Origin of the sequence: Sphingomonas ginsenosidimutans, from assembly GCF_002374835.1 — a bacterium.
GTDB classification, from domain to species: domain Bacteria; phylum Pseudomonadota; class Alphaproteobacteria; order Sphingomonadales; family Sphingomonadaceae; genus Sphingomonas; species Sphingomonas ginsenosidimutans.
Genome location: NZ_NWVD01000002.1, coordinates 422,592 through 444,546, shown reverse-complemented (window position 1 = coordinate 444,546; position 21,955 = coordinate 422,592). Strand labels below are relative to the sequence as shown.

Annotated in this window: 23 protein-coding genes; 11 read left to right on the top strand and 12 right to left on the bottom strand. The window is 69.7% G+C overall.

Features of this window, described 5'->3' with window-relative positions; genetic code table 11:
- Positions 1-6: 6 nt before the first annotated feature.
- Both COA17_RS07745 and COA17_RS07740 read right to left on the bottom strand, forming a co-directional pair.
- Positions 7-243: a helix-turn-helix domain-containing protein gene (locus tag COA17_RS07745; protein WP_066709688.1), complete on the bottom strand. Its 237-nt coding sequence runs from the start codon at positions 241-243 to the stop codon at positions 7-9.
- A complete protein-coding gene (locus tag COA17_RS07740; RefSeq protein ID WP_245857539.1) occupies positions 243-869 on the bottom strand; it encodes a hypothetical protein in 627 nt (208 codons plus the stop codon). Before COA17_RS07740 ends, COA17_RS07745 begins: the two co-directional genes overlap by 1 nt.
- 85 nt (positions 870-954) lie before the next feature.
- On the opposite strand from COA17_RS07740, the gene COA17_RS07735 reads away from it, so the two are divergent.
- Entirely contained in the window at positions 955-1,632 is a 678-nt protein-coding gene (locus COA17_RS07735) for an acyloxyacyl hydrolase (protein WP_066492232.1), read from the top strand.
- Positions 1,633-1,640: 8 nt separating this feature from the next.
- Here COA17_RS07735 and COA17_RS07730 read toward each other — a convergent pair whose 3' ends face one another.
- The 3 genes from COA17_RS07730 to COA17_RS07720 all read right to left on the bottom strand — a co-directional run bounded on the left by COA17_RS07730 (position 1,641) and on the right by COA17_RS07720 (position 4,907).
- Positions 1,641-2,033, bottom strand: coding sequence for an acyl-CoA thioesterase (locus COA17_RS07730; RefSeq protein WP_096611401.1), 393 nt, complete (start codon positions 2,031-2,033; stop codon positions 1,641-1,643).
- Entirely contained in the window at positions 2,030-2,593 is a 564-nt protein-coding gene (locus COA17_RS07725; RefSeq protein WP_096611399.1) for a DedA family protein, read from the bottom strand. The genes COA17_RS07730 and COA17_RS07725 overlap by 4 nt, the downstream gene beginning before the upstream one ends.
- A 256-nt stretch (positions 2,594-2,849) precedes the next feature.
- Positions 2,850-4,907, bottom strand: coding sequence for a S9 family peptidase (locus COA17_RS07720; protein WP_096611680.1), 2,058 nt, complete (start codon positions 4,905-4,907; stop codon positions 2,850-2,852).
- Between the two features lie 58 nt (positions 4,908-4,965).
- Here COA17_RS07720 and gluQRS point away from each other — a divergent pair, with 58 nt between their 5' ends.
- The 5 genes from gluQRS (at position 4,966) to egtD (ending at position 8,986) form a co-directional block, all read left to right on the top strand.
- Positions 4,966-5,760, top strand: a complete 795-nt coding sequence (gene gluQRS / locus COA17_RS07715) for a tRNA glutamyl-Q(34) synthetase GluQRS (RefSeq protein ID WP_096611397.1) — start codon at positions 4,966-4,968, stop codon at positions 5,758-5,760.
- A gap of 116 nt (positions 5,761-5,876) precedes the next feature.
- Positions 5,877-6,110: a twin transmembrane helix small protein gene (locus COA17_RS07710; RefSeq protein WP_066492220.1), complete on the top strand. Its 234-nt coding sequence runs from the start codon at positions 5,877-5,879 to the stop codon at positions 6,108-6,110.
- 8 nt (positions 6,111-6,118) lie between these two features.
- A complete protein-coding gene (locus tag COA17_RS07705) occupies positions 6,119-6,676 on the top strand; it encodes a cob(I)yrinic acid a,c-diamide adenosyltransferase (protein ID WP_066492218.1) in 558 nt (185 codons plus the stop codon).
- A 53-nt stretch (positions 6,677-6,729) separates the two neighbouring features.
- Complete coding sequence (gene egtB, locus COA17_RS07700) at positions 6,730-8,004, top strand: ergothioneine biosynthesis protein EgtB (RefSeq protein ID WP_096611395.1); 1,275 nt, start codon at positions 6,730-6,732, stop codon at positions 8,002-8,004.
- A gap of 4 nt (positions 8,005-8,008) precedes the next feature.
- Positions 8,009-8,986: an L-histidine N(alpha)-methyltransferase gene (egtD, locus tag COA17_RS07695; RefSeq protein WP_096611393.1), complete on the top strand. Its 978-nt coding sequence runs from the start codon at positions 8,009-8,011 to the stop codon at positions 8,984-8,986.
- A gap of 15 nt (positions 8,987-9,001) precedes the next feature.
- Here the strand turns inward: egtD and COA17_RS07690 are convergent, their stop codons facing one another.
- Together COA17_RS07690 and COA17_RS07685 are read right to left on the bottom strand one after the other, a co-directional pair.
- Entirely contained in the window at positions 9,002-10,024 is a 1,023-nt protein-coding gene (locus tag COA17_RS07690; protein ID WP_176484837.1) for a DUF1176 domain-containing protein, read from the bottom strand.
- A complete protein-coding gene (locus tag COA17_RS07685; RefSeq protein ID WP_096611678.1) occupies positions 10,021-11,133 on the bottom strand; it encodes a DUF1176 domain-containing protein in 1,113 nt (370 codons plus the stop codon). Before COA17_RS07685 ends, COA17_RS07690 begins: the two co-directional genes overlap by 4 nt.
- A 70-nt stretch (positions 11,134-11,203) precedes the next feature.
- Here COA17_RS07685 and COA17_RS07680 point away from each other — a divergent pair, with 70 nt between their 5' ends.
- A complete protein-coding gene (locus COA17_RS07680; protein ID WP_096611676.1) occupies positions 11,204-12,073 on the top strand; it encodes a 3-hydroxybutyryl-CoA dehydrogenase in 870 nt (289 codons plus the stop codon).
- 53 nt (positions 12,074-12,126) lie between these two features.
- Here COA17_RS07680 and COA17_RS07675 read toward each other — a convergent pair whose 3' ends face one another.
- The 3 genes from COA17_RS07675 to COA17_RS07665 are packed head-to-tail and all read right to left on the bottom strand — an operon-like array spanning position 12,127 to position 15,736.
- On the bottom strand, positions 12,127-13,089 hold the full coding sequence (locus COA17_RS07675; protein ID WP_096611389.1) for a phosphoribosylaminoimidazolesuccinocarboxamide synthase: 963 nt from the start codon (positions 13,087-13,089) through the stop codon (positions 12,127-12,129).
- Positions 13,086-14,057: an agmatine deiminase family protein gene (locus COA17_RS07670; protein WP_096611387.1), complete on the bottom strand. Its 972-nt coding sequence runs from the start codon at positions 14,055-14,057 to the stop codon at positions 13,086-13,088. Before COA17_RS07670 ends, COA17_RS07675 begins: the two co-directional genes overlap by 4 nt.
- Positions 14,058-14,071: 14 nt before the next feature.
- Positions 14,072-15,736, bottom strand: coding sequence for a M28 family metallopeptidase (locus COA17_RS07665; protein ID WP_096611385.1), 1,665 nt, complete (start codon positions 15,734-15,736; stop codon positions 14,072-14,074).
- A 126-nt stretch (positions 15,737-15,862) separates the two neighbouring features.
- On the opposite strand from COA17_RS07665, the gene COA17_RS07660 reads away from it, so the two are divergent.
- On the top strand, positions 15,863-17,914 hold the full coding sequence (locus tag COA17_RS07660; RefSeq protein ID WP_245857537.1) for an alpha/beta hydrolase family protein: 2,052 nt from the start codon (positions 15,863-15,865) through the stop codon (positions 17,912-17,914).
- Positions 17,915-18,264: 350 nt separating this feature from the next.
- Here the strand turns inward: COA17_RS07660 and rpsD are convergent, their stop codons facing one another.
- Positions 18,265-18,879, bottom strand: a complete 615-nt coding sequence (rpsD, locus tag COA17_RS07655; RefSeq protein ID WP_066485242.1) for a 30S ribosomal protein S4 — start codon at positions 18,877-18,879, stop codon at positions 18,265-18,267.
- A gap of 184 nt (positions 18,880-19,063) precedes the next feature.
- On the opposite strand from rpsD, the gene COA17_RS07650 reads away from it, so the two are divergent.
- A complete protein-coding gene (locus tag COA17_RS07650; protein WP_066485241.1) occupies positions 19,064-19,390 on the top strand; it encodes a chorismate mutase in 327 nt (108 codons plus the stop codon).
- 4 nt (positions 19,391-19,394) lie between these two features.
- Here the strand turns inward: COA17_RS07650 and COA17_RS07645 are convergent, their stop codons facing one another.
- A complete protein-coding gene (locus tag COA17_RS07645; protein WP_096611383.1) occupies positions 19,395-20,123 on the bottom strand; it encodes a murein L,D-transpeptidase catalytic domain family protein in 729 nt (242 codons plus the stop codon).
- A gap of 208 nt (positions 20,124-20,331) precedes the next feature.
- Between COA17_RS07645 and COA17_RS07640 the strand changes: the two genes are divergently transcribed.
- Both COA17_RS07640 and COA17_RS07635 read left to right on the top strand, forming a co-directional pair.
- Entirely contained in the window at positions 20,332-20,928 is a 597-nt protein-coding gene (locus tag COA17_RS07640) for a L,D-transpeptidase family protein (protein ID WP_245857535.1), read from the top strand.
- A 267-nt stretch (positions 20,929-21,195) separates the two neighbouring features.
- On the top strand, positions 21,196-21,900 hold the full coding sequence (locus tag COA17_RS07635) for an NAD-dependent deacylase (RefSeq protein ID WP_096611381.1): 705 nt from the start codon (positions 21,196-21,198) through the stop codon (positions 21,898-21,900).
- The last annotated feature ends 55 nt before the right edge of the window (positions 21,901-21,955 follow it).

Sequence of the window (21,955 nt, the reverse complement as noted above, 5' to 3'; positions counted from 1 at the left end):
ATGCCGTCACTCCCCGCTTTCCGGCCGCAGATCGTCGTCGGAAAGCTCGTAAGCAAGAATCTCTCCCGGCTGGCACTCCAAGTAGCGGCAGATCGCCGCCAAAGTGGAGAAGCGTACGCCCTTCACCTTGCCCGACTTGAACAGCGACAGGTTGGATTCGGTGATACCGATCGCCTCGGCGAGTTCCTTCGAACGAACCTTTCGCTTCGCCAGCATGACGTCGAGGTTGACGATCATCGGCATCAGACGAAGCGATCCAGATCGCGTCGCGCTTCCAGCGCCGCTTCCACCGCCCAGATCGCGGCGTAAGCGGCAAGGGCGAGCAGCAGCCCGCCGGCGATCGGTGCGAGCGTGACCGTCGTCACGACCTGAAAGCCGGATGGCGTGCCCGGCGACAGCCATGTTTCCAGCGCACTTTCGTAGACGGGGCCGGCGAGCGCCCAGACGATCGCTGCCAGCGATGCGTAGCGTAGCCATGGCAATGCCCGTTCCAGCGTGTCGACGCCGGTGCCACCCAGCCGACGCAATGCCACGCCGATGCTGCCAAGCAGCGCCATGAATGGCAGCAGGTCGATCGCCCTGATCGCCGCCAGCCCGGCGCGCACATCGGCCCGCGCGGCGTAGGTTTCCAATCGGGCACGGGCGCGGGGCGATTCCTCGATGCCGGCCCGGGTTTCTTCCGGCAGCAGCGCCGTCGCGCTTGCTTTCCAGACACAGCCATAGCCGCCACCGCAGATCGGTGTCGCGCCCGGCGTCAGTCCGGCGAACGCGATCACGATCGGCATCACCGCCGCCGCCAACAGGAACATCATACCCGCCCAGCGGCACAGGCGTGCCTTTCCCGCAGGTAGAAAATAGCCGTCTGTCATCAATATCTTTCTGTTTGACAGAAATTCGTTGCTATCTTACGCCATTTCCGGCGGGCGGGCGACGCCTGTTTGAAGGGGCAGCTACATGATCGGTGCATGGAAACGCGCGCTTGGCGCGGCGATGGCGTTCGTCTCGACGACAGCGGTGGCGAAGGAGCGCGCCGGCCCGATGGACGATCCGGCGCTTTCGGCGCGGCCGGAAATCGCGGTCGGCGCTTTCGACCATGGTTCCAATTTCCACCCGCTGGGCGACAAGCTGTTTGCGCCCGCGACGCCGGCGGGCGTGCTGTATGAAGGCGAGGAGGAATATGGCACCGCCGACATCCAGCTTTCGTATCGCTCCGCCCCCATACGCTTCGTTCTGAAGCCGCGCGTCACCGCCAAGGTGCAGATCAACACCGCCGGACGCACCCATTTTGCGAGCCTGGGCGCGGAATGGCGCCAGCATGCGCTTGGCGACCGGATCTATGGTCAGATCGGCATCGGCGTGACCGTGCATGACGGCTATCGCTTCACCCCGGATCCGTTCGCGCCGGGCATTTCCGACGCAGAGGCGCGGCGACGCTACGACATCTATCGCAGGCGCACGTCGTGGGGATCGCGTGTGCTGTTCAATCCCAATGCCGCGATCGGCGTGCGGCTGAACCGGCGCTGGGCCGCCGAACTGGCGTGGGAGCATTTCAGCCACCGCCGGATCTTTTCGGACACCAACCCCGGTATCGACACGCTGGGCATCCGGCTGGTGCGCAGGCTGGGCCGGTAACCCCCCCATTACCCCGCCAGGAACGGCGCGGCGATGTCCGGGCGGACGCGGAGCAGGCGGCCGGTGGCGCGGTCGAGGAGTGCCCAGGTGGTGATCGCCTCCACCCGGATGCGACCGTCGGAGCCGGTGAAGCGGACGTGGCGGTCGAAGCGAGCGCCGCGCGGCGGCGCCGGCACCCAGGTTTCGCCGGTCACCGTCTCCCCCTCCGCCACGTTGCCGCGATAGTCGATTTCGTGGCGGGTCACGACCCACACCAGCGCCGCGCGATGTTCGGGCGGGGCGACCGCATCCCAGTGGGCGACCGCCAGTTCCTGGATCCAGCGCACCCAGACGGCATTGTTGACGTGCCCCAGTTCGTCGATGTCGCCCGCGGCGGCGGTGAAGCGTTGCTGGAAGGTCATCGCGCACGGCTCCTTTGCCGGTAGATCAGCGCCGCGGCCAGCCCGGCGGCGACGATGCCGCCGACCAGCCACCACAGCCGCGGCCCTTGCGTCAACCGGCCGACCAGCGCCTCGAACGCATGGCCGAACCAATAGCCGATCGAACAGAAGATGATGCCCCAGCTGATCGCGGACACCGCATTGACCGCCGCGAACAGTCGCGGCGCCACGGCGGTGGTGCCGATCGCGATCGGGCTGATCGTGCGGAAGCCGTAGAGGAAGCGGAAGGCGAAGATGAAGCCGACCGGGTGTCGCTCCAGCATCGCCAGCGCGCGCGCGAACGCCGGCCTGGCACGCGCAGCGGCGACCCAGCGATGGTCGCGCATCCGTTGCCCGGCGAAGAACCACGCCTGATCCGCACAGAACGACCCGGTGGCCGCGGCGATCATCGCGGCCCACAGTGGGAAATATTGCTGGTGCGCCAGCACGCCGCCGGCGACGACCGCGGCCTCCCCCTCCAGCGCGGCACCCGCGAACAGCGCGGCGAGGCCGTATTTCGCGACGATTGCCTCGATCGTCATGCGCGCGGCGCCGGTGCGGACGGGGTCGCAACCGGTGCGAAACGCTCAACACACCCGTCACCCCGGACCGGTTCCGGGGTCCACGGTTCCGCGCCACCGACGGCGTGCGCGTCTGCGGCGCGGTGGATGCCGGAACACGTCCGGCATGAAGAAGTCGGGTATCGCCGCGGTCCGCACCGGTTCCGAAGCCGCCGGCATCGCACGCCCGGCGACGGTGCGGCGCGCCGCACCTCGGCATGACGGCGGGGGGCGTGGATCACCCCTCGATACCCAGCTGCCACAGCACGAAGGCGTGTTCCTCCGCCGCCTCGCGCAGGCTCTCGAAGCGGCCGGACTTGCCGCCGTGGCCGGCGCCCATGTTGGTCTTGAGCAGCAGGACGTTGTCGTCGGTCTTGGTCGCGCGCAGCTTCGCAGCCCATTTGGCCGGTTCCCAATAGGTGACGCGCGGGTCGTTGAGGCCGCCGGAGATGAACAGCGGGGGATAATCCTGCGCCGTCACGTTGTCGTAGGGCGAATAGCTGCGGATCAGCTCGAACGCTTCCCGGTCCTCGATCGGATTGCCCCATTCGGGCCATTCGCCCGGCGTCAGCGGCAGGGTTTCGTCGAGCATCGTGTTGAGGACGTCGACGAACGGCACGTCGGCGATCACCGCGCCCCACAGGTCGGGATCGGAATTGACCACCGCGCCCATCAACTCGCCCCCGGCCGAGCGCCCCGCGATCGCGATTCGCCCCGCGCTGGTCCAGCCGTCCGCGACCAACCCGCGCGCCACATCGACGAAATCGGTGAAGGTGTTGGTGCGCTTTTCCAGCTTGCCGTCGTGATACCATTGCTGGCCCAGATCGTCGCCGCCGCGGATATGCGCGATGGCATAGGCGAAGCCGCGGTCGAGCAGGCTGAGCCGCCCGGTCGAGAAGCCCGGCGGGATCGCATGGCCGTAGGCGCCATAGGCATAGAGGAACAGCGGGCGCGACCCGTCGCGCGGAAAGCCGGCGGGATAGACGATCGACACCGGGATCGCGGTGCCATCACGCGCGGGGATCGTCAGCCGTTCGGTGGCGTAGCGCGCGGCGTCATAGCCGCACGGAATCTCCTGCACCTTCAGCACCGTCAGCGCGCCGGTGGCGGTGTCGTAATCGTAGACGGTGCCGGGGGTGACCATCGATTCATAACCGAGGCGGATCACACTCTGGTCATATTCGGGATTGTCGCCGGTGCCGGCGGTGTAGCTCGCCTCCGGGAAGGGAATGCGGTGCGCGGGGACGGCGGGGTCGTAGGAATGCAGCTCGATCTGGTCCAGCCCGTCCTCGCGCCCCTCCACCACGAAGAAGTCGCGGAAACATTCCACCCCGGTCATGTAGAAACGCTGGCTGGGCGCGATCCGCTCGGTCCATTCGCCGGGCGACGCGATCGGCGCGGTGACCAGCCGCCACATCGGATCGGTATCGTTGGTGTGGATGAACAGCGTGTCGCCGTGGGTATCGACGTCATATTCGCGCCCCGCCAGCCGCGGCGCGACCAGGATCGGTTCGGCGAAGGGATCGGCGGCGGGCAGCAGCCGCACCTCGCTGGTGACGTGATCGCCGGTGCCGATGACGATCCAGCGCCGGTCGCTGGTTTCCCCCACCGCGACGCGATAGCCCTCGTCCGCCTCGTGATAGAGTTCGACGTCCTGCGCCGGATCGGTGCCCAGTCGGTGGAAGCGCGCATTGTCGGTGCGCCATTCCTTGTTGGCGAGGCCATAGAGGAAGCCGCTGTCGTCCGCCGCCCAGACGATGTCGGACAGCATCCCCGGAATGACGTCGGACAGCAGCGCGCCGGTGGTCAGATCCTTCACATGGATGGTGAAGCGTTCCGAACCGTTGTCGTCGATCGCATAGGCGAGCTTCGTCGCGTCGTTCGACACCGCGAACGCGCCGAGGCGGAAATATTCCTTCCCCGCCGCCAGCGCGGGTTCGTCGAGCAGGAGTTCGTCCGCGCCGCCCGCGACGGGGCGCCGCCACCACAGGCGATACTGGCCGCCGGTTTCGAACGCGGTCCAGTAGAGATAGTCGCCATCCTTTTGCGGCACGGAGGATTCGTCCTCCTTGATGCGTGCCTTCATCTCTTCGTACAGGCGATCGACCAAAGGGCGGTGCGGCGCAATCTGCGCCTCGAAATAGGCGTTCTCCGCCTCCAGATAGGCGAGCACGTCCGGGTCGGTGACGTCGGGATAGTTCGGATCCTTCAGCCACGCCCAGGGATCGTCGATGGTGATGCCGTGGGCGGTGAAGGAATGCGGGCGCTGCGGCGCGATCGGGGGGGTAAGCGTCATGCCCCGCGTGATAGCCGCGGACTTGATCGCGGGTCCATGCCCGCGCACATCGCCGGTCATGATCGTCACCCGCTTCGCCCCGTCGCCCACCGGGCGGCTGCACATGGGCCACGCTGTGTCCGCGATCCTGGCGCACGACATGGCGCGGGCGGCGGACGGGCGGTTCCTGCTCAGGATCGAGGATATCGACGGGACGCGCAGCCGCGACGAGCATGTCGCGACGATCCTGGACGACCTGACGTGGCTGGGGCTGGCCTGGGACGGGCCGGTGGTGCGCCAGTCGGCGCGGCTGGATCGGTACGCCGCGGCGCTGGAGCGGCTGCGCGAGATGGGGCTGCTCTACCGCTGCTATTGCACCCGCGCGGAGATCGCCGGGGCGATGAGCGCGCCGCACGGGCCGGTGGCGATCTATCCGGGGACGTGCCGCGGCGCGGGCGAGCGTGACGCGCCGCATTGCTGGCGGATCGACATGGCCGCGGCGGTGGCGCGCGTGGGGGCGCTGGCCTTCACCGACCATGGGCGGACGATCGCGGCCGATCCGCTGGCGCAGGGCGACGTGGTGCTGGCGCGCAAGGATGCACCGGCCAGCTATCACCTGGCGGTGACGGTGGACGACGCCGCGCAGGGGGTGACCGACGTGGTGCGCGGGCGCGACCTGTTCGCGGCGACGCACATCCACCGGTTGCTGCAGGCGCTGCTGGACCTGCCGGTGCCGCGTTACCACCACCACGCGCTGCTGACCGGCGCGGACGGGGAGCGGCTGGCCAAGCGCCACGGCGCGCCGACGCTGGCGGCGATGCGCGCGGCCGGCGAGGACGGGCGCGCGGTGGCGGCGCGGTTGCGGGGGAGGTAGCGGGTCGGCGGGCATGGTTCTGCTTGGCCCTGGGTTGCGGCGTTCGCCGGAACGCAGGTAACGGGTGGCCGATACGGCGCATTGCCCCACCGGCCCGCGCGTCCTACATTCGGCGCATGAACACATTCCTCGTCATCCTGCTGATCGCGGCCATGATCGCCACGGTGGTCGCGCTGGTGCGCGGCATCGTCTCGTTCCTTCAGGAAGCGTCGGCGGAGGCGCGCGGGACCGGGGCCGGGCCGACCGCGGCGCAGCTGAAATCAAACCGCATGATGCAGATGCGCGTCTTCTTCCAGGCGCTGGCGGTGTTGATCGTGGTGGTCATCCTGTTCGCGGCCGGGCGCACCTGACGCGGGGCATGGTCAAGCTGAACCGTATCTACACCCGGACCGGCGATGCCGGGACGACCGGGCTGGTCGACGGCAGCCGCGTGGCCAAGCATGACGCGCGGATGCAGGCGATCGGCGACGTCGACGAGGCGAACAGCGTCATCGGTGTCGCGATCGCATCGCTGCCCGAGGGCGAGGTGACGCGCGAGCTGTCGCGGGTGCAGAACGACCTGTTCGATCTGGGCGCCGACCTGGCCACGCCGGGCGAGGATTTCACGCCGTCCGAGATGGTGTTGCGCGTCGTGCCGGCACAGGTCGCGCGGCTGGAGGCGGCGATCGACGCGCTCAATGCCGAACTGCCGCCGCTGACCAGCTTCATCCTGCCGGGCGGCGCGGCGGCGGCGCTGCATGTCGCGCGCGCGACGGTGCGGCGCGCGGAACGATCGGCCGTGGCGATGGGCGATGCGGCCAATCCGCAGGCGCTGGCGTACCTCAACCGCCTGTCGGACTACCTTTTTGTCGCATGCCGGCACGTGAACAAAAATGCCGGTGGCGACGTTTTGTGGGTAGCAGGGGCCAACCGCTGACGCGCGGCTGATCTTCTGCATGCCGGGATGGCCGGCGCGCGGGAGACGGATCGATGGAAGCGCAGCGACACGCAACGGCAGGGTACGCCGATCAGGATGCCCGTGCCCTTTCCGCACGCTATCGCGATGTCCGTGCGCTGACGCTGGCGCTGGCCGCGCCGCTGTCCGACGCCGATGCGACGGTACAGTCGATGGACGATGCGTCGCCCGCCAAATGGCATCTGGCGCATACGACCTGGTTCTTCGAGACGTTCGTGCTGCGCGATCATGTGCCGGATTACCGGCTGCATGACGAACGCTTCCCGTTCCTGTTCAACAGCTATTACGAGGCGGAGGGGCGCCGGCACGCGCGCGGACGGCGCGGGATGGTGACACGCCCGACGCTGGACGAGGTGCGGGCCTATCGCGCGGCGGTGGACGCGGGCGTGCTCGCGGCAATCGACACGCTGCCGCCGGCGGCGCGCGCGCTGGTGGCGTTGGGGTGCCATCACGAGGAGCAGCACCAGGAACTGCTGGTCACCGACATGCTGCACCTGTTTTCCGAAAACCCGCTGGAGCCGGCGGTCTGGCCGGCCGCGCCCAAGGTGCCGGTGGCGATGCCGGGGCCGATCGGATGGATCGCACGCGACGAGGGCGTGGTGGAGATCGGCCATGCCGGCGACGGCTTCGCGTTCGATTGCGAGGGGCCGCGCCACCGCGCGCTGGTGCCCGCGCATGCGATCGCCGACCGCACCGTGAGCAACGGCGAATGGGCCGCGTTCATCGCCGATGGCGGTTATCGCGATGCGCGCTGGTGGCTGTCGGACGGCTGGGCATGGGTGCAGCGCGAGGGCATCGAGGCGCCGCTGTACTGGGAAAGGCGCGACGGCGTGTGGACGCGCTTCGGGCTGGACGGGCGGCGCGTGGTCGATCCGGCGGCGCCGGTGACGCATGTCAGCTTCTTCGAGGCGGACGCCTATGCCAGCTGGGCGGGCGCGCGATTGCCGACCGAGTTCGAATGGGAAGCCGCCGCCGCCGCACATGACGCCGCGGGGGGCAACCAGCTGGATATGGCCGGCGCGATCGAGCCGCGACCGTCGACGGGCGGGCCGGCGTTGTTCGGCGACGTGTGGGAATGGACCGGATCGGCGTACCGCCCCTATCCCGGCTTTCGTGCCGCCGAGGGCGCGGTCGGCGAATATAACGGCAAGTTCATGAGCGGGCAGTTCGTGCTGCGCGGCGGCAGCTGCGCGACGCCGCGCGGCCATGCGGGGCCCAGCTACCGCAATTTCTTCTACCCCCATCAACGCTGGCAGTTCACCGGCGTGCGCCTGGCAAAGGACCTGTGACGCGATGCTGAAGCCCGAGATCGAGGATGGCCAGACCCGGCTGGCCGACCCGCAATTCCGCGCCGACGTGCTGGCGGGGCTGGCGCGCCGCCCGCGCGCGATCCCGGCGCGCTGGTTCTACGACCACCGCGGGTCGCAATTGTTCGAACGCATCACCGAGCTGCCCGAATATTATCCGACGCGCACCGAAACCGCGCTGCTGCACGCGATGTGCGGCGAACTGCGCGAGATGGTGGGCACCGGGCGCGCGGTGGTGGAATTCGGATCGGGATCGTCGACCAAGACGCCGATCGTGCTCGAATGCCTGGCACCCGGCGCCTATGTGCCGATCGACATTTCGGGCGATTTCCTGCGCGAATCGGTGCGCCCGCTGGCGCAGCGGTTTCCGGAACTGCTGATCCTGCCGTTCGAGGCGGATTTCACCCGCCCGCTGACCTTGCCGCGCACGATCGAGGACATGCCCAAGCTGGGGTTCTTCCCCGGATCGACGATCGGCAACCTGATTCCGCTGGCGGCGATCGACCTGTTGCGGGCGATGCGCGCGTCGCTGAAGGAAGGCGCGATGCTGCTGATTGGGATGGACCGGATCAAGGGGGAGGACGTGCTGGTCCCGGCCTATGACGATGCGGCGGGGGTGACGGCGGCGTTCAACCTGAATCTGCTGGAGCGGATCAACCGCGAACTGGATGGGACGATCCCGGTCGAGGCGTTCCGCCACAAGGCGGTGTGGAACGACGATCGCGCGCGGATCGAGATGCATTTGGAGGCGACCGAGAATGCCGCGTTCGAGGTGGAGGGGCGCGCGTTCGACATCGCCGCGGGCGAGACGATCCACACCGAGAACAGCCACAAATACGGCCCCCGCGACGCGCGCATCCTGCTGCGCGCGGGCGGATGGACGCCGGTGCGCGAATGGACCGATCCCGACGGGCGGTTCGCGGTGATCCTGGCGGAGGCGCAGGCGGAGCGGCCCGCGCCCTGACCGGCGATCAGCCGTTCAGTTGACGGCCACGCGCGCGCGCCATGTCGTGATATAGTCGTAAGCGCCGCGGCATTCGCCCATCTGCGCCTGTTCGACCAGCCGGAAGCGCGCGCCGTCCCAGGCGAACGCCTGTCGCGACCCGCAATCGCCCAGCCCGCGCCCGCGCACGAACGAGGTGAGGCGGCGGGTGCGCGCGTCCCAGTCGCCGTTGACGACCTGATTGACGGGCGAATTGCCGAACGTGGCGGGCGCGTCGAGGATGGCGGGCGCGGGCTTGCCCTTGTCACCGGCGACGAACAGGCTGGTGTAGATATTGTAGGCGCCGTTGCCGCACGGATGCTCGATCGCGATCAGCGAGTGGGTGGCGTCGAGCCGGTACGACTTCGGCTTCACCGGGCCGATCGCATATTGGCACGACGCATTGTCGCGCCCGATCAGTTGCGCGGCCTCTTTGGGCGAAATGGTGCGCGGCGGCGCGACCAGCGCGGGCGCCTGGCGGATCACCGGCAACGGCGGGACCGGCGGCACCGCGGTGGCCGGACGCGCGCCGGGGCGAACCAGCGCGGTGCGGGTGCCGACGCGTTGCTGCGCCTCGTCCACCGCCAGCAGGCTGGCCGACAGCCCCGCCAGCGACGCGCGCGCCAGCGTGCGTCCGCGCGCGTCGCTCAACGTCGCCTGCCGCCCGCCGAGCAAGGCGGCGCGGATCGCGCCCTCGAACGGCAGCGCCAGCCCGGCGCCCTTGCCGGGGGCGACGATCTGCGCCACCGGCGTGCCATCGACCGCGAACGACAGGCGTGCGCCCGCCGCGACCGCATCGGGCACCGGCACCTGCAGCTGCGCGGGCGCCGACGCCGCGCCGTCGCGGCGCAGCACCAGCATCAGATAGCCGTCGCCGTCCGCATCATCGGGCACCAGCGCCACCGCCTGGCACGCGCGCTGGTTGTCGCAGCCCATGATCCAGTCGGTGAAGGTGCGCAGGTCGCCGGGCGCGTGCGCGGCGGCGGGGGCGAACAGCAGCAGCGCGAGCGGCGCGATCATCGCCGCACCACGCGCGCGCGCCACAGCGACAGGAATTCCGGATTGCCGCGACATTCGCGCATCTCGTTCTGGTCGGTCAGTCGTAGCATGGCCCCATCCCATACGAACGCCTGCGACAGGCCGCAGTCGCCCAGTCCCCGGCCCTTCGCATAGCTGCTCAGGACGCCGCCGTCGAATGCCGCGTTGACGAGGCTGGGCACCGGCGTTTCCGGGTCCGCGCCGGTAGCGGCGAAGCCCGCGGGCGCATCGACCCGCGCGGGCGCGGCCTTGCCGTCGCGCACGACGAACAATGCCTGCACCTCGTTATAGGCGCCCATCGAACAGGGCAGCAGCACCAGCGTCGCGCCGCCGCCCAGCGCGTGCGCCTCGGCGGTCCAGGGTTCGCCATCGGGGCGCTTCGTCTCACATCGGCCGGTCGCCTGCATCGCGGCGAGCAGCGAAGGCGTGATCGTCGCGGCGCGCCCGCCCGGCGCGACGGCGACCACCACCGGCAGCGCGGGGGCGGCGGGGACGCGCGCGGGCGGCGCGGCACCCCTGGCCACTGCGGCGGTGACGGTGCCGACGCGCCCCTGGCGGTCGTCGATATAGCGCAGCGCCGCCGACGCGCCCGCCAGCGACACGTCGCCCAGCGCCGCCCCGCCGCCGCCGCGCACCTGCATCGCGCGGCCGTTCGCCATCGCCGCGACGACCGCGGCGGCGCGCGCGCCGGTCAGCCCGTCACCGGCGAGCGCGAAGCGGCGCCCGTCGACGACGATCGCGGCGGGCGCGGGCTTGTCTTCGATCGCCGACAGCGACAGCGCGAAGCCGCCCGCCGGCCCGGCATCGCGCGTGACCGACAGCGTAAAGGCGGGGAAGTCGCCGGCGTCGCCGGGGGCGAGCGAGGCCATGGTGCAGCGCGCGCCATTGTCGCACGCCACCGCCCAGTCGCGGAAGGTGCGCGGCTCGGCCGGGGCGGGGCGGGCGTGGGTGTCGGCGGCAACGGTCGGTGCCGGTGTGGGTGCGGGGGCGGCCGTGGCCGTCGTCCGGTTCGCCGACGCCGCATCGGGCGCGGGGGAGGAACAGGCCGCGAGCCAGCCGCTCGCCGCCGCCAGATATGCCGTCCACCGCATCGCCATCTCCGTGCTGGTCTGTTCGCCGTGCGGGTGTCTAAAGGGAAAACGCCATGAACGGGAGATGATGATGCAGGCTGTCGGAGTGATCGGTGCGGGCCAGATGGGCGCGGGGATCGCGCAGGTTTCCGCCGCCGCGGGCTATCGCGTGCTGTTGAGCGATGTCGACCAGGCGCGCGCCGAGGCGGGCAAGGCGGGAATCGCCAAACGGCTGGCGCGCGACGTGGAAAAGGGCAAGATCGACGCCGATGCGCGCGACCGCGTGCTGGAGCGGATCGAGCCGGTCGGCGACGTCGCGGGCATGGCGTCGTGCGGGCTGGTGATCGAGGCGGCGACCGAGCGCGAGGAGATCAAGCGCGCGATCTTCGCCACGGTCGGCGCGGTGCTGGGGCATCAGGCGGTGCTGGCGTCGAACACCTCGTCGATCCCGATCACGCGGCTGGCGCAGGCCAGCCCCGATTCGGCGCGCTTCATCGGGGTGCATTTCTTCAACCCGGTGCCGGTGATGGGGCTGATCGAGGTGATCCGCGGGCTGGCGACGTCGGACGCGACGGTGAAGACGGTCGAGACCTATGCCGCGGCGCTGGGCAAGCGCGTGGTGAATGCCAACGATGCGCCGGGCTTCATCGTCAACCGCGTGCTGATGCCGATGCTGAACGAGGCGTGCTTCGCGCTGGGCGAGGGCGTGGCATCGATCCGCGACATCGACGCGGCGGTGCAGCTGGGGCTGAACCACCCGATGGGGCCGCTGACGCTGGCCGATTTCATCGGGCTGGACACCTGCCTGGAGATCACGCGCGTGCTGTTCGAGGGCACCGGCGACCCGAAGTTCCGGCCCGCGCCGTTGCTGGTCAAATATGTCGAGGCGGGCTGGTACGGGCGCAAGACCGGGCGCGGCTTCTACGATTATTCGGGCGCGGAGCCGGTGCCGACGCGGTGAGGTGATCCGCGGCGGGACGGCGCCCCGGCCCTTGCCGGGGCGCGGCGCGCGCGTCAGGTGGCGAAGGGGGTGAGGCGGGTGCGGATGCGGTCGAGGACCGTGGCGCCCGACAGGTCGGGGACGAACGGCTGGCCGGTAATCGTCTCATAGGCCTCGACATAGACCGCGCTGGTCGCGGCGATCAGCGCGTCGGGGATCGCGGGGAGATCGGCGGCATAGGGATCGGCGCGTTCGGCGACCCAGGCGCGCACGACGTCCTTGTCGAAACTGTCGGGGCGTTCCCCCGCCGCGACGCGCGCGTCATAGGTGGCGGCCTTCCAGAAGCGGCTGCTGTCGGGGGTGTGGACCTCGTCCGCCAGCAGGATGCGGCCGTCCGCATCGACGCCGAATTCGTATTTGGTATCGGCCAGGATCAGCCCGCGCTCGGCGGCCATCGCCTGTCCGCGCGCGAACAGCGCGAGCGCGGTGGCGCTGACCTCGTCCCATTGCGCCGCCGTCAGCAGGCCGGCGTCGAGGATTTCCGCCGGAGCCAGCGGGCGATCGTGCCCGCCGTCGAATTCCTTGCTGGTCGGCGTGATGATCGGTTCGGGCAGCGGCTGGTTGGCGATCAGGCCGTCGGGCAGAAGGGTGCCGTACATCGCGCGCTGACCCGTCTTGTACAGCGTCAGGATCGAGGTGCTGGTGGTCCCCGCCAGATAGCCGCGCACGACGATCTCCACCGGCAGGATCGTCAGCCGCCGGCACAGCAGCACGTTGGGATCTGGATAGTCGATAACGTGGTTGGCGCAGATGTCCGCCGTCGCCTCGAACCAGAAGCGCGCGACCTCAGTCAGCACCTGCCCCTTGAACGGCACCGCGCACAGGATGCGGTCGAACGCGCTCAGCCGGTCGCTGGCGACGATCAGCCGGCGTCCGTCGGGCAGATCGTAATTGTCGCGCACCTTCCCCCGGTAATGGTTCGGGAGGAACGGCAGGTCGACGCGGTCGAGGACGCGCGGCGCGGTGGGGGCGGTCATGCCGGGATCTGCTGGCTGATGCAGTGGAAGCTGCCGCCGCCGGTCAGGATCGCATCGGCGCGCAGGCCGACGACGTCGCGGGTCGGGAACAGCGCGCGGATCGCCTCCACCGCCTCGTCGTCCTGCGGCATGCCGTAGAGCGGGACGACCACCGCGGCATTGCCGATGTAGAAGTTCATGTAGCTGGCGGGCACGATCTCCTCATCGCGCATCACGCGGCCGGGGGAGGGGACCAGCACCACCTCCACCCCCGCGGCGCGCGCCCGCGCGGCGGCATCCTGGTAAATGCGCCAGTTGGGATCGTTGTCCGCCGCCTGCGGGATGGCGAGGCGATTTTCGCCGACGAAGCGCGCCAGATTGTCGACATGCCCGTCGGTGTGATCGTTGATGAGGCCGTCTCCCAGCCACAATACGCGCGTCAGCCCCAGATCCTCGTTCAGCCGCCGCTCGATCGCCTCGCGCGTCAGGTCGGGGTTGCGATTGGGGTTGAGCAGGCATTGTTCGGTGGTGACGACCAGCCCGGTGCCGTCGCCGTCGATCGCGCCGCCTTCCAGCACCCAGTCGCACGGCAGGATCGACAGTCCGCGCCGCCGCGCCAGCCGCGCGCCGATATCCTCGTCACCCGGCAGGTCGTATTTCCCGCCCCAGCCGTTGAAGCCGAAATCGCGCGCGCGCGCGTCGCCGCCGATGATCGGCGCGGTATCGCGCAGCCAGATGTCGCCGAACGGTTCGACAACCAGTTCGGCGAACGGCGCCATCGCGCGCGCGGCGGCCGCCGCCTCGTCATCGGCGGCGACCAGCAGCACCTGTTCGCCGCGCCCGCCGGCGTGGACCGCGCGGGCGAAGGCGACCACCTCCGCCCGCGCTTCCTCCAGATCGTCGCCCCACAATTCGGGGTGGCTGGGAAAACCGATCCATACCGCCTTGTGCGGCGCCCATTCGGCGGGCGGGGTCAGCATCGAGGTCATCGCGGCAGCGTTCCTTACTTCGCAGACGGGGCGGCAGGGGTGGAGGGGGCGCGGCTCTTGTCGCGGATCGCGCGGAATTCGTCGCCGGCGACCCAATTGGGCCAGGCGTCGCTGTCCGCCAGCGAACGACCGAGCGTGTAGTAGAGCTGGACGTCGCGCACCACACCCGTCCAGTCCCACGCCGGATCATATTCGTCCTTCGGCCCGTGATAGCGGTGCGCCTCGTAATCCTCGGCCGCGGCCTTGCCCGCGGCGCGACCGCCGTTCACCAGATCATCGCCGCCCTCGAAATAGACCATCGGCACGCCGCGCTTGGCGAAGCTGAAATGGTCGGAGCGATAGTAGAAGCCCTTTTCCGGGGTCGGCTCCACGCTGGCGACGCGACCCTGCGTGGCCAGCGCGCGGTCGAGCCAGCCGTCGAGATCGGACTTGCCCTTGCCGATCACCACGACGTTCTTCGCCGGGCCGGCCATCGACAGCGCGTCCATATTGACCCCCGCGACCGTCTTCGCGAGCGGATAGAGCGGGTTGGCGGCATAATATTCGGAGCCGAGCAGCCCCGATTCCTCGCCCGTCACCGCCAGGAAGATCTGGCTGCGCGCGGGCGCGCCGGCCTTCGCATTCGCTTCCGCCAGCGCGACCAGCGCGGCGGTGCCGGTGGCATTGTCGATCGCGCCGTTGCAGATGTCGTCGCCGTCGGGCGCCGCCTCGCAATGGCCCAGATGGTCCCAGTGCGCGGAATAGAGGATGTATTCGTCGGGCCGCGTCTTCCCCGGCAGCACGCCGACGACGTTGCGCGACATGTGCTTGCGGATCGCATTGTCGAACGACACCGATGCGGTGACCCCCTTGAGCGCGACGGCGCGGAAGCCCTTCCGCTTCGCCGCGGCGGCGAGCGTGTCGAACGACTGGTCGGCCTGCGCGAACAGGCGCTGCGCGGCGTCGTGCTGGATCCAGCCGATCGCCGCGCTTTCCCCGGCGCCGCCGTCCTTCGAATCGGCCAGCTGCTGCGCCCCGGTCCAGCTCGACTGGACGACGTTCCAGCCATAGGCGGCCGGTTCGGTCTGATGCACGATGATCGCGGCGGCGGCACCGTGGCGGGCCGCTTCCTCATATTTGTAGGTCCAGCGGCCGTAATAGGTCATCGCGCGGCCGTTGAAGAGGCCGCCGACGTCCGGCTGCTGCCAGTCGGGATCGTTGACCAGGATCAGCACCGTCTTGCCGCGCACGTCGACGCCGGCATAATCGTCCCAGCCCTTTTCGGGGGCGGTGATGCCATAGCCGACGAAGACGACCGGGCTGTCCTTCACCGCGATATGCGGCTGGATGCGGTGGGTACCGATCACCATCTGCGGCCCGTAGGCGAGCGCGATCGGCGCGCCCGCGCCGCTGAAGGTCAGCGGCGAGACGTTCTGCGCGGTGATCTCCACCAGCGGCACGTCCTGATACCAGCTGCCCCTGTTGCCGGGCGTGAGGCCCGCCGCGGCGAACCGCTTCGCCAGATAGGCGACGGTCTTCTCCTCCCCCGCCGTACCGGGGGCGCGGCCCTCATAGGCATCGGACGACAGCTCCTTCGTCACGTCCTTCAGCGTCGCTTCCGATATGGGCGGTGCGGTCTGCGCGGCGGCGGGCACGGCGGCGAGCGCGAGGAACGGGAGGGCGAGGGTACGCAGGCGCATGAAACGAGGCTCCGACCGGGAGAAGGCGTTGGGGCCTTCTGCCAATCGCCGCGGCGGCTGTCCACGCGGGCGTTGGCAAAGCGGCTTGTGACACGGCGATCCGCGCCATAGCATGGCGGCGGGGACATGATCGGGGGGAAGGTGATGATCGGTCGGCGATCGGCGGCGGTGTTGTGCGTGCTGCTGGCGGGGGCGGCGATGCCGGGCGCGGCGATGTCGGCTGCGGGGGCGCAGGCACCGGCGGCGAAGGACGCGCCCGCGAAGCCCCAGACGCTGGCCGAGCGGTTCGGCGCGCGCGAGAACGTGCGCCAGATCAGCATGTCGCCCGACGGGCGGCGGGTGGCGATCCTGACGTCGATGGGCACACGCGGCGATGCCGCCGTGATCGTCGATGCCGACACCGGCGCGACGACGCCGATCGGTCTGAGCGACGGCAACGGATTGCAGCCGGTGCGTTGCGGCTGGTCGTCGCCGACGCGGATCGTGTGCAAGCTGTACGGGATCAGCGACGCGTTGGAGCGGCGGGTGTCCTATACCCGGCTGGTCGGGTTCGATGCCGACGGCACGCACCTCCTGCCGCTGGGGCGCAAGCTGCGTGGGCTGGCATCGCGCCCCAACCAGTTCGACGGTAATGTCATCGACTGGCGATCGGGCGACGGCTGGGTGCTGATGTCGCGCGACTTCGTCCCCGAAGCGGACGCCACCGGGTCGAACATCCGCGGGACCGGGTCGCGCGACGGGCTGGGCGTCGAGCTGGTCGATACGGTCACCGGCAAGGCGCAACTGGTCGAGCGGCCCGACAGCGAGGCGACCGATTACCTCGCCGACGGCCAGGGCAACATCCGCATCAAGGAGGTGATGCCGCGCGACGGCACCGGCCTGCTGACCGGGGAGACCATCTATCGCTACCACCCGACGGGCGGCGGTGGCGGCGGCTGGCAGCCGTTCAGCCGCGCGCGGGCGAACAGCCACGACGCGCTGGAGCCGCTGGCGGTCGACGGGACGCGCGACGTGGCATTTGCCACGCGCGGGCTGAACGGGCGGCTGGCGCTGTACAGCGTCAAGCTGGACGGTTCGATGGCGACCGAGCTGGTCGCCAGCAACCCCGAGGTCGACGTGACATCGGTGGTGACGATCGGGCGGCGCGGGCGCGTGATCGGCGCCACCTATGTCACCGACCGGCGGCAGACCGACTATTTCGACCCGGATTATCGCAAGCTGGCCGCGGCGCTGGCGCGGGCGCTGCCCAGGACGCCGCTGATCCGCTTCGTGGGCGCGAACGCCGACGAAAGCCAGCTGCTGGTGTTCGCGGGCAGCGACGTCGATCCGGGCACCTATTACCGTTTCACCAAGGCGACGCGCCGGCTGGACGCGCTGGTCGGCGCGCGCCCGGCGTTGGACGGCGTGGCGATGGGCGAGATGAAGGCGGTGCGCTTCCCCGCCGCCGACGGGACGATGGTGCCCGCCTATCTGACGCTGCCGCCGGGCGGCGCGGCCAGGGGGCTGCCCGCGATCGTGATGCCGCACGGCGGGCCGTCGTACCGCGACGAATGGGGATTCGACTGGCTGGTGCAGTTCTTCGCCGCGTCCGGCTACGCCGTGATCCAGCCGCAATATCGCGGATCGTCGGGCTATGGCGACGGCTGGTTCGCCAACAACGCCTTCCGCTCGTGGGAGCAGGCGATCAGCGACGTCGCCGATGCCGGCCGCTGGCTGGTGAAGGAGGGGATCGCCGATCCGAAGAAGCTGGGGATCGTCGGCTGGTCCTATGGCGGCTATGCCGCATTGCAGGCCAATGTCATCGACCCCGACCTGTTCCGCGCGGTGGTGGCGATCGCGCCGGTGACCGATCTGGCGGCGACCAAGCGCGAGGCGGTCGGCTTCACCAACCGCGTGCTGGTGGCCGAGCAGATCGGATCGGGCGAGGCGGTGGCCAAGGGCTCGCCCGCGCGCCACGCCGACCGGTTCAAGGCGCCGGTGCTGATGTTCCACGGCGACACCGACCTGAACGTCGGCGTCGCGCAGTCGAAGCTGATGGACAAAAGGCTGCGCGATGCGGGCAAGCAGTCGACGCTGGTGGTGTTCCCCGGGCTGGACCACCAGATCGACGATGCCGCGGCACGCACCGAGATGCTGGCGAAGAGCGATGCGTTCCTGAAGGCGGCGTTCGCGCAATAGCGGGCGGGGGGCGTTACCGCGGCGCAGGCGGGGAACCCGGCCAGCCCGTATCGACCTTCGCCTCCGTTTGCCCTTAGGAGCCGTTTCGACGGTGCTCAGCCTCTCCTCAGCACGAACGGGTCGTATGCCTGAGTGTCGATCCGGCCTGGGCGCGTGACCGGTGTGGCAGTTCGCGACCCAGGGCTTCGGCCTTCGCCGGAGCACGGTGGCGTGCGACGCACACAAGCAGAAAGGGCGGCCCGTTGCGGGGCCGCCCTTTGCTGTCTCGATCCGGGTAGCGACGCGGCGGAGCCGCGTCGTCGGTCCTCGCCGTGGCGAGGCCGGCCGGTCGTCGAATTCCATTCTGCGCGTTAGCGCGAATAGAATTCCACGACCAGGTTCGGTTCCATCTTCACCGGATAGGGGACCTCGTCCAGCGTCGGCACGCGCACGAAGGTGATCTTCGCATTGCCGTCGGGCGCGACGTAATCGGGCACTTCGCGCTCGGCCAGCTGCTGCGCTTCCATGACCAGCGCCATTTCCTGCGCCTTGTTGCCCAGCGAGATTTCGTCGCCGACGTTGACGCGGCGCGAGGCGACGTTGCACTTCACGCCGTTGACGCGGATGTGGCCATGGCTGACCAGCTGGCGCGCGGCGAAGATCGTCGGCGCGAACTTGGCGCGATAGACGAGCATGTCGAGACGACGCTCGAGCAGGCCGATCAGGTTCTGCGAGGTATCGCCCTTCATGCGCGACGCTTCGTCATAAGCGTGGCGGAACTGCTTTTCCGTCACGTCGCCGTAATAGCCCTTCAGCTTCTGCTTGGCGCGCAGCTGGATGCCGAAGTCCGACATCTTGCCCTTGCGGCGCTGGCCGTGCTGGCCGGGGCCGTATTCGCGCTTGTTTACCGGGGACTTGGGACGACCCCAGATGTTCTCGCCCATGCGGCGATCGAGCTTGTACTTGGCGCTGTGGCGCTTCGACATGTGGTATCCTTGCAATATGCGAACGACGTTGGTCCCGGTCTTCGCGCTGCATCGTCTTGTGGGGGAGACAAGCAGGCCCGCCGCTTCACCGGGGTGCGGGGGCGATTGCGAAGCGGCGCGCCTAGCCGGGAGGGGGCGGCGAGTCAAGCTGGACGCCGCCGCGCGGGGCGTATAGCAGCCGGGCATGAACCCGATCCTGCCCGGTGACCCGATCCTCAAAGGTGCCGACTGCACCACCATGGCCGAGGTGCGCGCCGGCGTCGACGCGCTGGACCGCGAGCTGGTGGCGCTGCTGCGCCGCCGCTTCGACTATATGGACGCGGCCGCGCGCATCAAGCCGGCACGCGGCGCGGTGCGCGACGAAGCGCGCAAGGCGCAGGTGATCGCGCAGGCGCGCGCCGCCGCCGAGGCCGCCGGGCTGCCCGGCGAGGCGATCGCGGCGCTGTGGGACCAGCTGGTCGAGGCGTCGATCGCCTACGAACTGGCGGCGTTCGACCGGCGGGCGGGATAGCGCATCACACCTTGGCGGCGTAGATCATCCGGCCCGGCCCGAGGCGTTCGAACACCTCCGCCAGATCCTTTTCCCCGACCGCGAAACAACCCTGGCTGCGGCCCAGCATCCCGCGGCGCGAGATCATGTCGGGATTAGCATACCAGGCGGCATGGACGACGATCGCGCGGTCCAGCGCATTGTCGTTGGTGCGATCCAGCCCGATCAGCCGCTGCGACCGGCCGTGCTTGCCGATATAATAGTCGTCGGTCAGGAACGCGCCCTCGCACGAGGCATTGGAGCCGTTGGCGTTCGAGAAGCGCTGGACATAGCCGGTGTGCGCCGGGTCCGATCCGCTGCCGTGCGCGACGAGTTTCGACGTGACGCGCCCGCTTTCCAGGTTGATGAGGTGGAAGCGCGGGCGGCTGGACCCGGCGGAAAAGTCCGCCACCGCCATCCGGTCATGCCGCGCGATGCGGCTGCCGTGGCGATCCAGCGCGGCCATCGCACGTTGCATCAGCTGGCGATTGACCCCCGGCGCGACGATCGTGTCGCGTACCGCCGGCTGCGCCGCGACCGCCGCGCGGGCGGGGTGCGCGCCCGGATAAACGTCCGGCGGCAGCAGCGATTCGGGCATGCTGCGCTGGCGCATTCCGGCGGAAACAGCACCGGGGATCATCAGCGCCCCGGCAAGCACACCACCGGTCTTCAACAAGTGGCGGCGCGACGGCGCCGCATCCTGCGACCATTTCATAGGTTCAACAATTCCCCGCTCCATTGGCGATGCTGATAGCATGAAAGGCGTGAACAATCCGCAACCTGGCACGGTGCTTGCGGGCCTGTTCCGGACATTGGCCGCGGAATCCCAACGTTTCGTCGCCGGGCACCAAAAATCGGGTAATGCGTTTTCCTGTCAGACGCCCGCCGCGGCGATGCGGCGGGTGATGGACATGAAAGGATCGATGATGCGGCGATTCGCCCGTTACCTGATCGTGCCGGTCCTTGCCGGCCTTGCTCTTCCCGCCGCCCCCGCCGGTGCGGAAGCGATGGACAGTCTGGCGATCACCGAGGCCGCCGCCGCGCTCGCGCCCAACCGCTATCTGTGGACCGACCGGCAGGCCGAGGGGGCGGTGAGCGTGCTGATCTCCATCCCCGACCAGCGCGCCTATGTGTTCCGCGGACAGACGCTGGTGGCGGCATCGGCGGTGTCGACCGGCACCGACGAGAAGCCGACCCCGACCGGACGCTTCACGATCCTGCAGAAAAAGGCGTTCCACCGATCGAACCTGTATGACGACGCCGCCATGCCGTACATGCAGCGGCTGACGTGGGACGGCGTGGCGCTGCACGCCGGGCGCAACCCCGGCTTCCCCGCGTCGCACGGCTGCATCCGCCTGCCGACCGCGTTCGCCAAGAAGCTGTTCGACATCACGCAACTGGGCGCGACGGTGGAGGTGACCGACATGGCCTATGTATCGGGCACGGACGCGCCGGTCAGCGACGCGGGCGAGGTGGCGCGTGCGAATGCGGCGGCGGGAGATATGCTGGCGAGCCGGTGAGGGTTGTCGGGTTCACTCGAAGGCGCGGAGGCGCGGAGAAGAAGCTGGTTCTCGCAGAGACGCAGAGACGCGAAGGTGTTTCGTTTGACGCGAAGCGTCTCTCGTCATTCGCTCGCGGGGGAAGAGCTGCCGCTCGCACGGGGCACCATCATCTCTGCGCCTCCGCGCCTCTGCGTGAACCAACCTTCTTTCTTGTCTTCGCGTGAACCTCCCCCTCTCGCGCGTTCCGCGTTGGGAATGTCCGCCCACACCGCATAGAATGCGCCGATGATCGGTATCCGCAACATCGTCGTCCTGACCGGCGCGGGGGTGTCCGCTGAGAGTGGCATCGCCACGTTCCGCGGGCCGGGCGGATTGTGGGAGGGGCATCGCGTCGAGGATGTGTGCACGCCCGAGGCGCTGGCCGACGATCCCGCGCTGGTGCACCGCTTCTACGACCTGCGGCGCGCGGCGCTGGCGGGGGTGGTGCCCAATGCTGCGCATGACGCGCTGGCGCGGCTGGACCGGGGGTGGCGCGGCGAGTTGCTGATCGTCACGCAGAATGTCGACGATTTGCACGAACGCGCCGGTGCGGTGCGGATGCTGCACATGCATGGCGAGTTGAACAGCGCGCTGTGCGCGGCGTGCGGGGCGCGGGCGGCGTGGCGCGAGGCGTTGCCGCCGGGGACGCGCTGCGCGGCGTGTGGGTCGGGAGCGCTGCGGCCCGACATCGTGTTCTTCGGCGAGATGCCGTACCATATGACGCGGATCGACGCGGCGCTGGCGGCGGCGGACCTGTTCGTGTCGATCGGCACGTCGGGCGCGGTCTATCCCGCCGCGGGCTTTGTCCAGACCGCGCGCGCCTATGGCGCGGCGACGCTGGAGCTGAACCTGGAGCCGTCGGCGGGCAGCGCATGGTTCGACGAGACGCGGCTTGGTGCGGCGGGGGCGCTGGTGCCGGCGTGGGTGGACGAGGTGCTGGGCGCGGGGTGAGGCGCGGTGCGGCCACGGGGAGGCCCCTGCCTGCGCAGGGGCGATGGCCCTGCGG

Coding starts and splice junctions, on each gene's coding strand:
- COA17_RS07745 (WP_066709688.1), bottom strand. CDS start 243: ATGCCGATGATCGTCAACCTCGACGTCATGCTGGCGAAGCGAAAGGTT.
- COA17_RS07740 (WP_245857539.1), bottom strand. CDS start 869: ATGACAGACGGCTATTTTCTACCTGCGGGAAAGGCACGCCTGTGCCGC.
- COA17_RS07735 (WP_066492232.1), top strand. CDS start 955: ATGATCGGTGCATGGAAACGCGCGCTTGGCGCGGCGATGGCGTTCGTC.
- COA17_RS07730 (WP_096611401.1), bottom strand. CDS start 2,033: ATGACCTTCCAGCAACGCTTCACCGCCGCCGCGGGCGACATCGACGAA.
- COA17_RS07725 (WP_096611399.1), bottom strand. CDS start 2,593: ATGACGATCGAGGCAATCGTCGCGAAATACGGCCTCGCCGCGCTGTTC.
- COA17_RS07720 (WP_096611680.1), bottom strand. CDS start 4,907: ATGACGCTTACCCCCCCGATCGCGCCGCAGCGCCCGCATTCCTTCACC.
- gluQRS (WP_096611397.1), top strand. CDS start 4,966: ATGATCGTCACCCGCTTCGCCCCGTCGCCCACCGGGCGGCTGCACATG.
- COA17_RS07710 (WP_066492220.1), top strand. CDS start 5,877: ATGAACACATTCCTCGTCATCCTGCTGATCGCGGCCATGATCGCCACG.
- COA17_RS07705 (WP_066492218.1), top strand. CDS start 6,119: ATGGTCAAGCTGAACCGTATCTACACCCGGACCGGCGATGCCGGGACG.
- egtB (WP_096611395.1), top strand. CDS start 6,730: ATGGAAGCGCAGCGACACGCAACGGCAGGGTACGCCGATCAGGATGCC.
- egtD (WP_096611393.1), top strand. CDS start 8,009: ATGCTGAAGCCCGAGATCGAGGATGGCCAGACCCGGCTGGCCGACCCG.
- COA17_RS07690 (WP_176484837.1), bottom strand. CDS start 10,024: ATGATCGCGCCGCTCGCGCTGCTGCTGTTCGCCCCCGCCGCCGCGCAC.
- COA17_RS07685 (WP_096611678.1), bottom strand. CDS start 11,133: ATGCGGTGGACGGCATATCTGGCGGCGGCGAGCGGCTGGCTCGCGGCC.
- COA17_RS07680 (WP_096611676.1), top strand. CDS start 11,204: ATGCAGGCTGTCGGAGTGATCGGTGCGGGCCAGATGGGCGCGGGGATC.
- COA17_RS07675 (WP_096611389.1), bottom strand. CDS start 13,089: ATGACCGCCCCCACCGCGCCGCGCGTCCTCGACCGCGTCGACCTGCCG.
- COA17_RS07670 (WP_096611387.1), bottom strand. CDS start 14,057: ATGACCTCGATGCTGACCCCGCCCGCCGAATGGGCGCCGCACAAGGCG.
- COA17_RS07665 (WP_096611385.1), bottom strand. CDS start 15,736: ATGCGCCTGCGTACCCTCGCCCTCCCGTTCCTCGCGCTCGCCGCCGTG.
- COA17_RS07660 (WP_245857537.1), top strand. CDS start 15,863: ATGATCGGGGGGAAGGTGATGATCGGTCGGCGATCGGCGGCGGTGTTG.
- rpsD (WP_066485242.1), bottom strand. CDS start 18,879: ATGTCGAAGCGCCACAGCGCCAAGTACAAGCTCGATCGCCGCATGGGC.
- COA17_RS07650 (WP_066485241.1), top strand. CDS start 19,064: ATGAACCCGATCCTGCCCGGTGACCCGATCCTCAAAGGTGCCGACTGC.
- COA17_RS07645 (WP_096611383.1), bottom strand. CDS start 20,123: ATGAAATGGTCGCAGGATGCGGCGCCGTCGCGCCGCCACTTGTTGAAG.
- COA17_RS07640 (WP_245857535.1), top strand. CDS start 20,332: ATGATGCGGCGATTCGCCCGTTACCTGATCGTGCCGGTCCTTGCCGGC.
- COA17_RS07635 (WP_096611381.1), top strand. CDS start 21,196: ATGATCGGTATCCGCAACATCGTCGTCCTGACCGGCGCGGGGGTGTCC.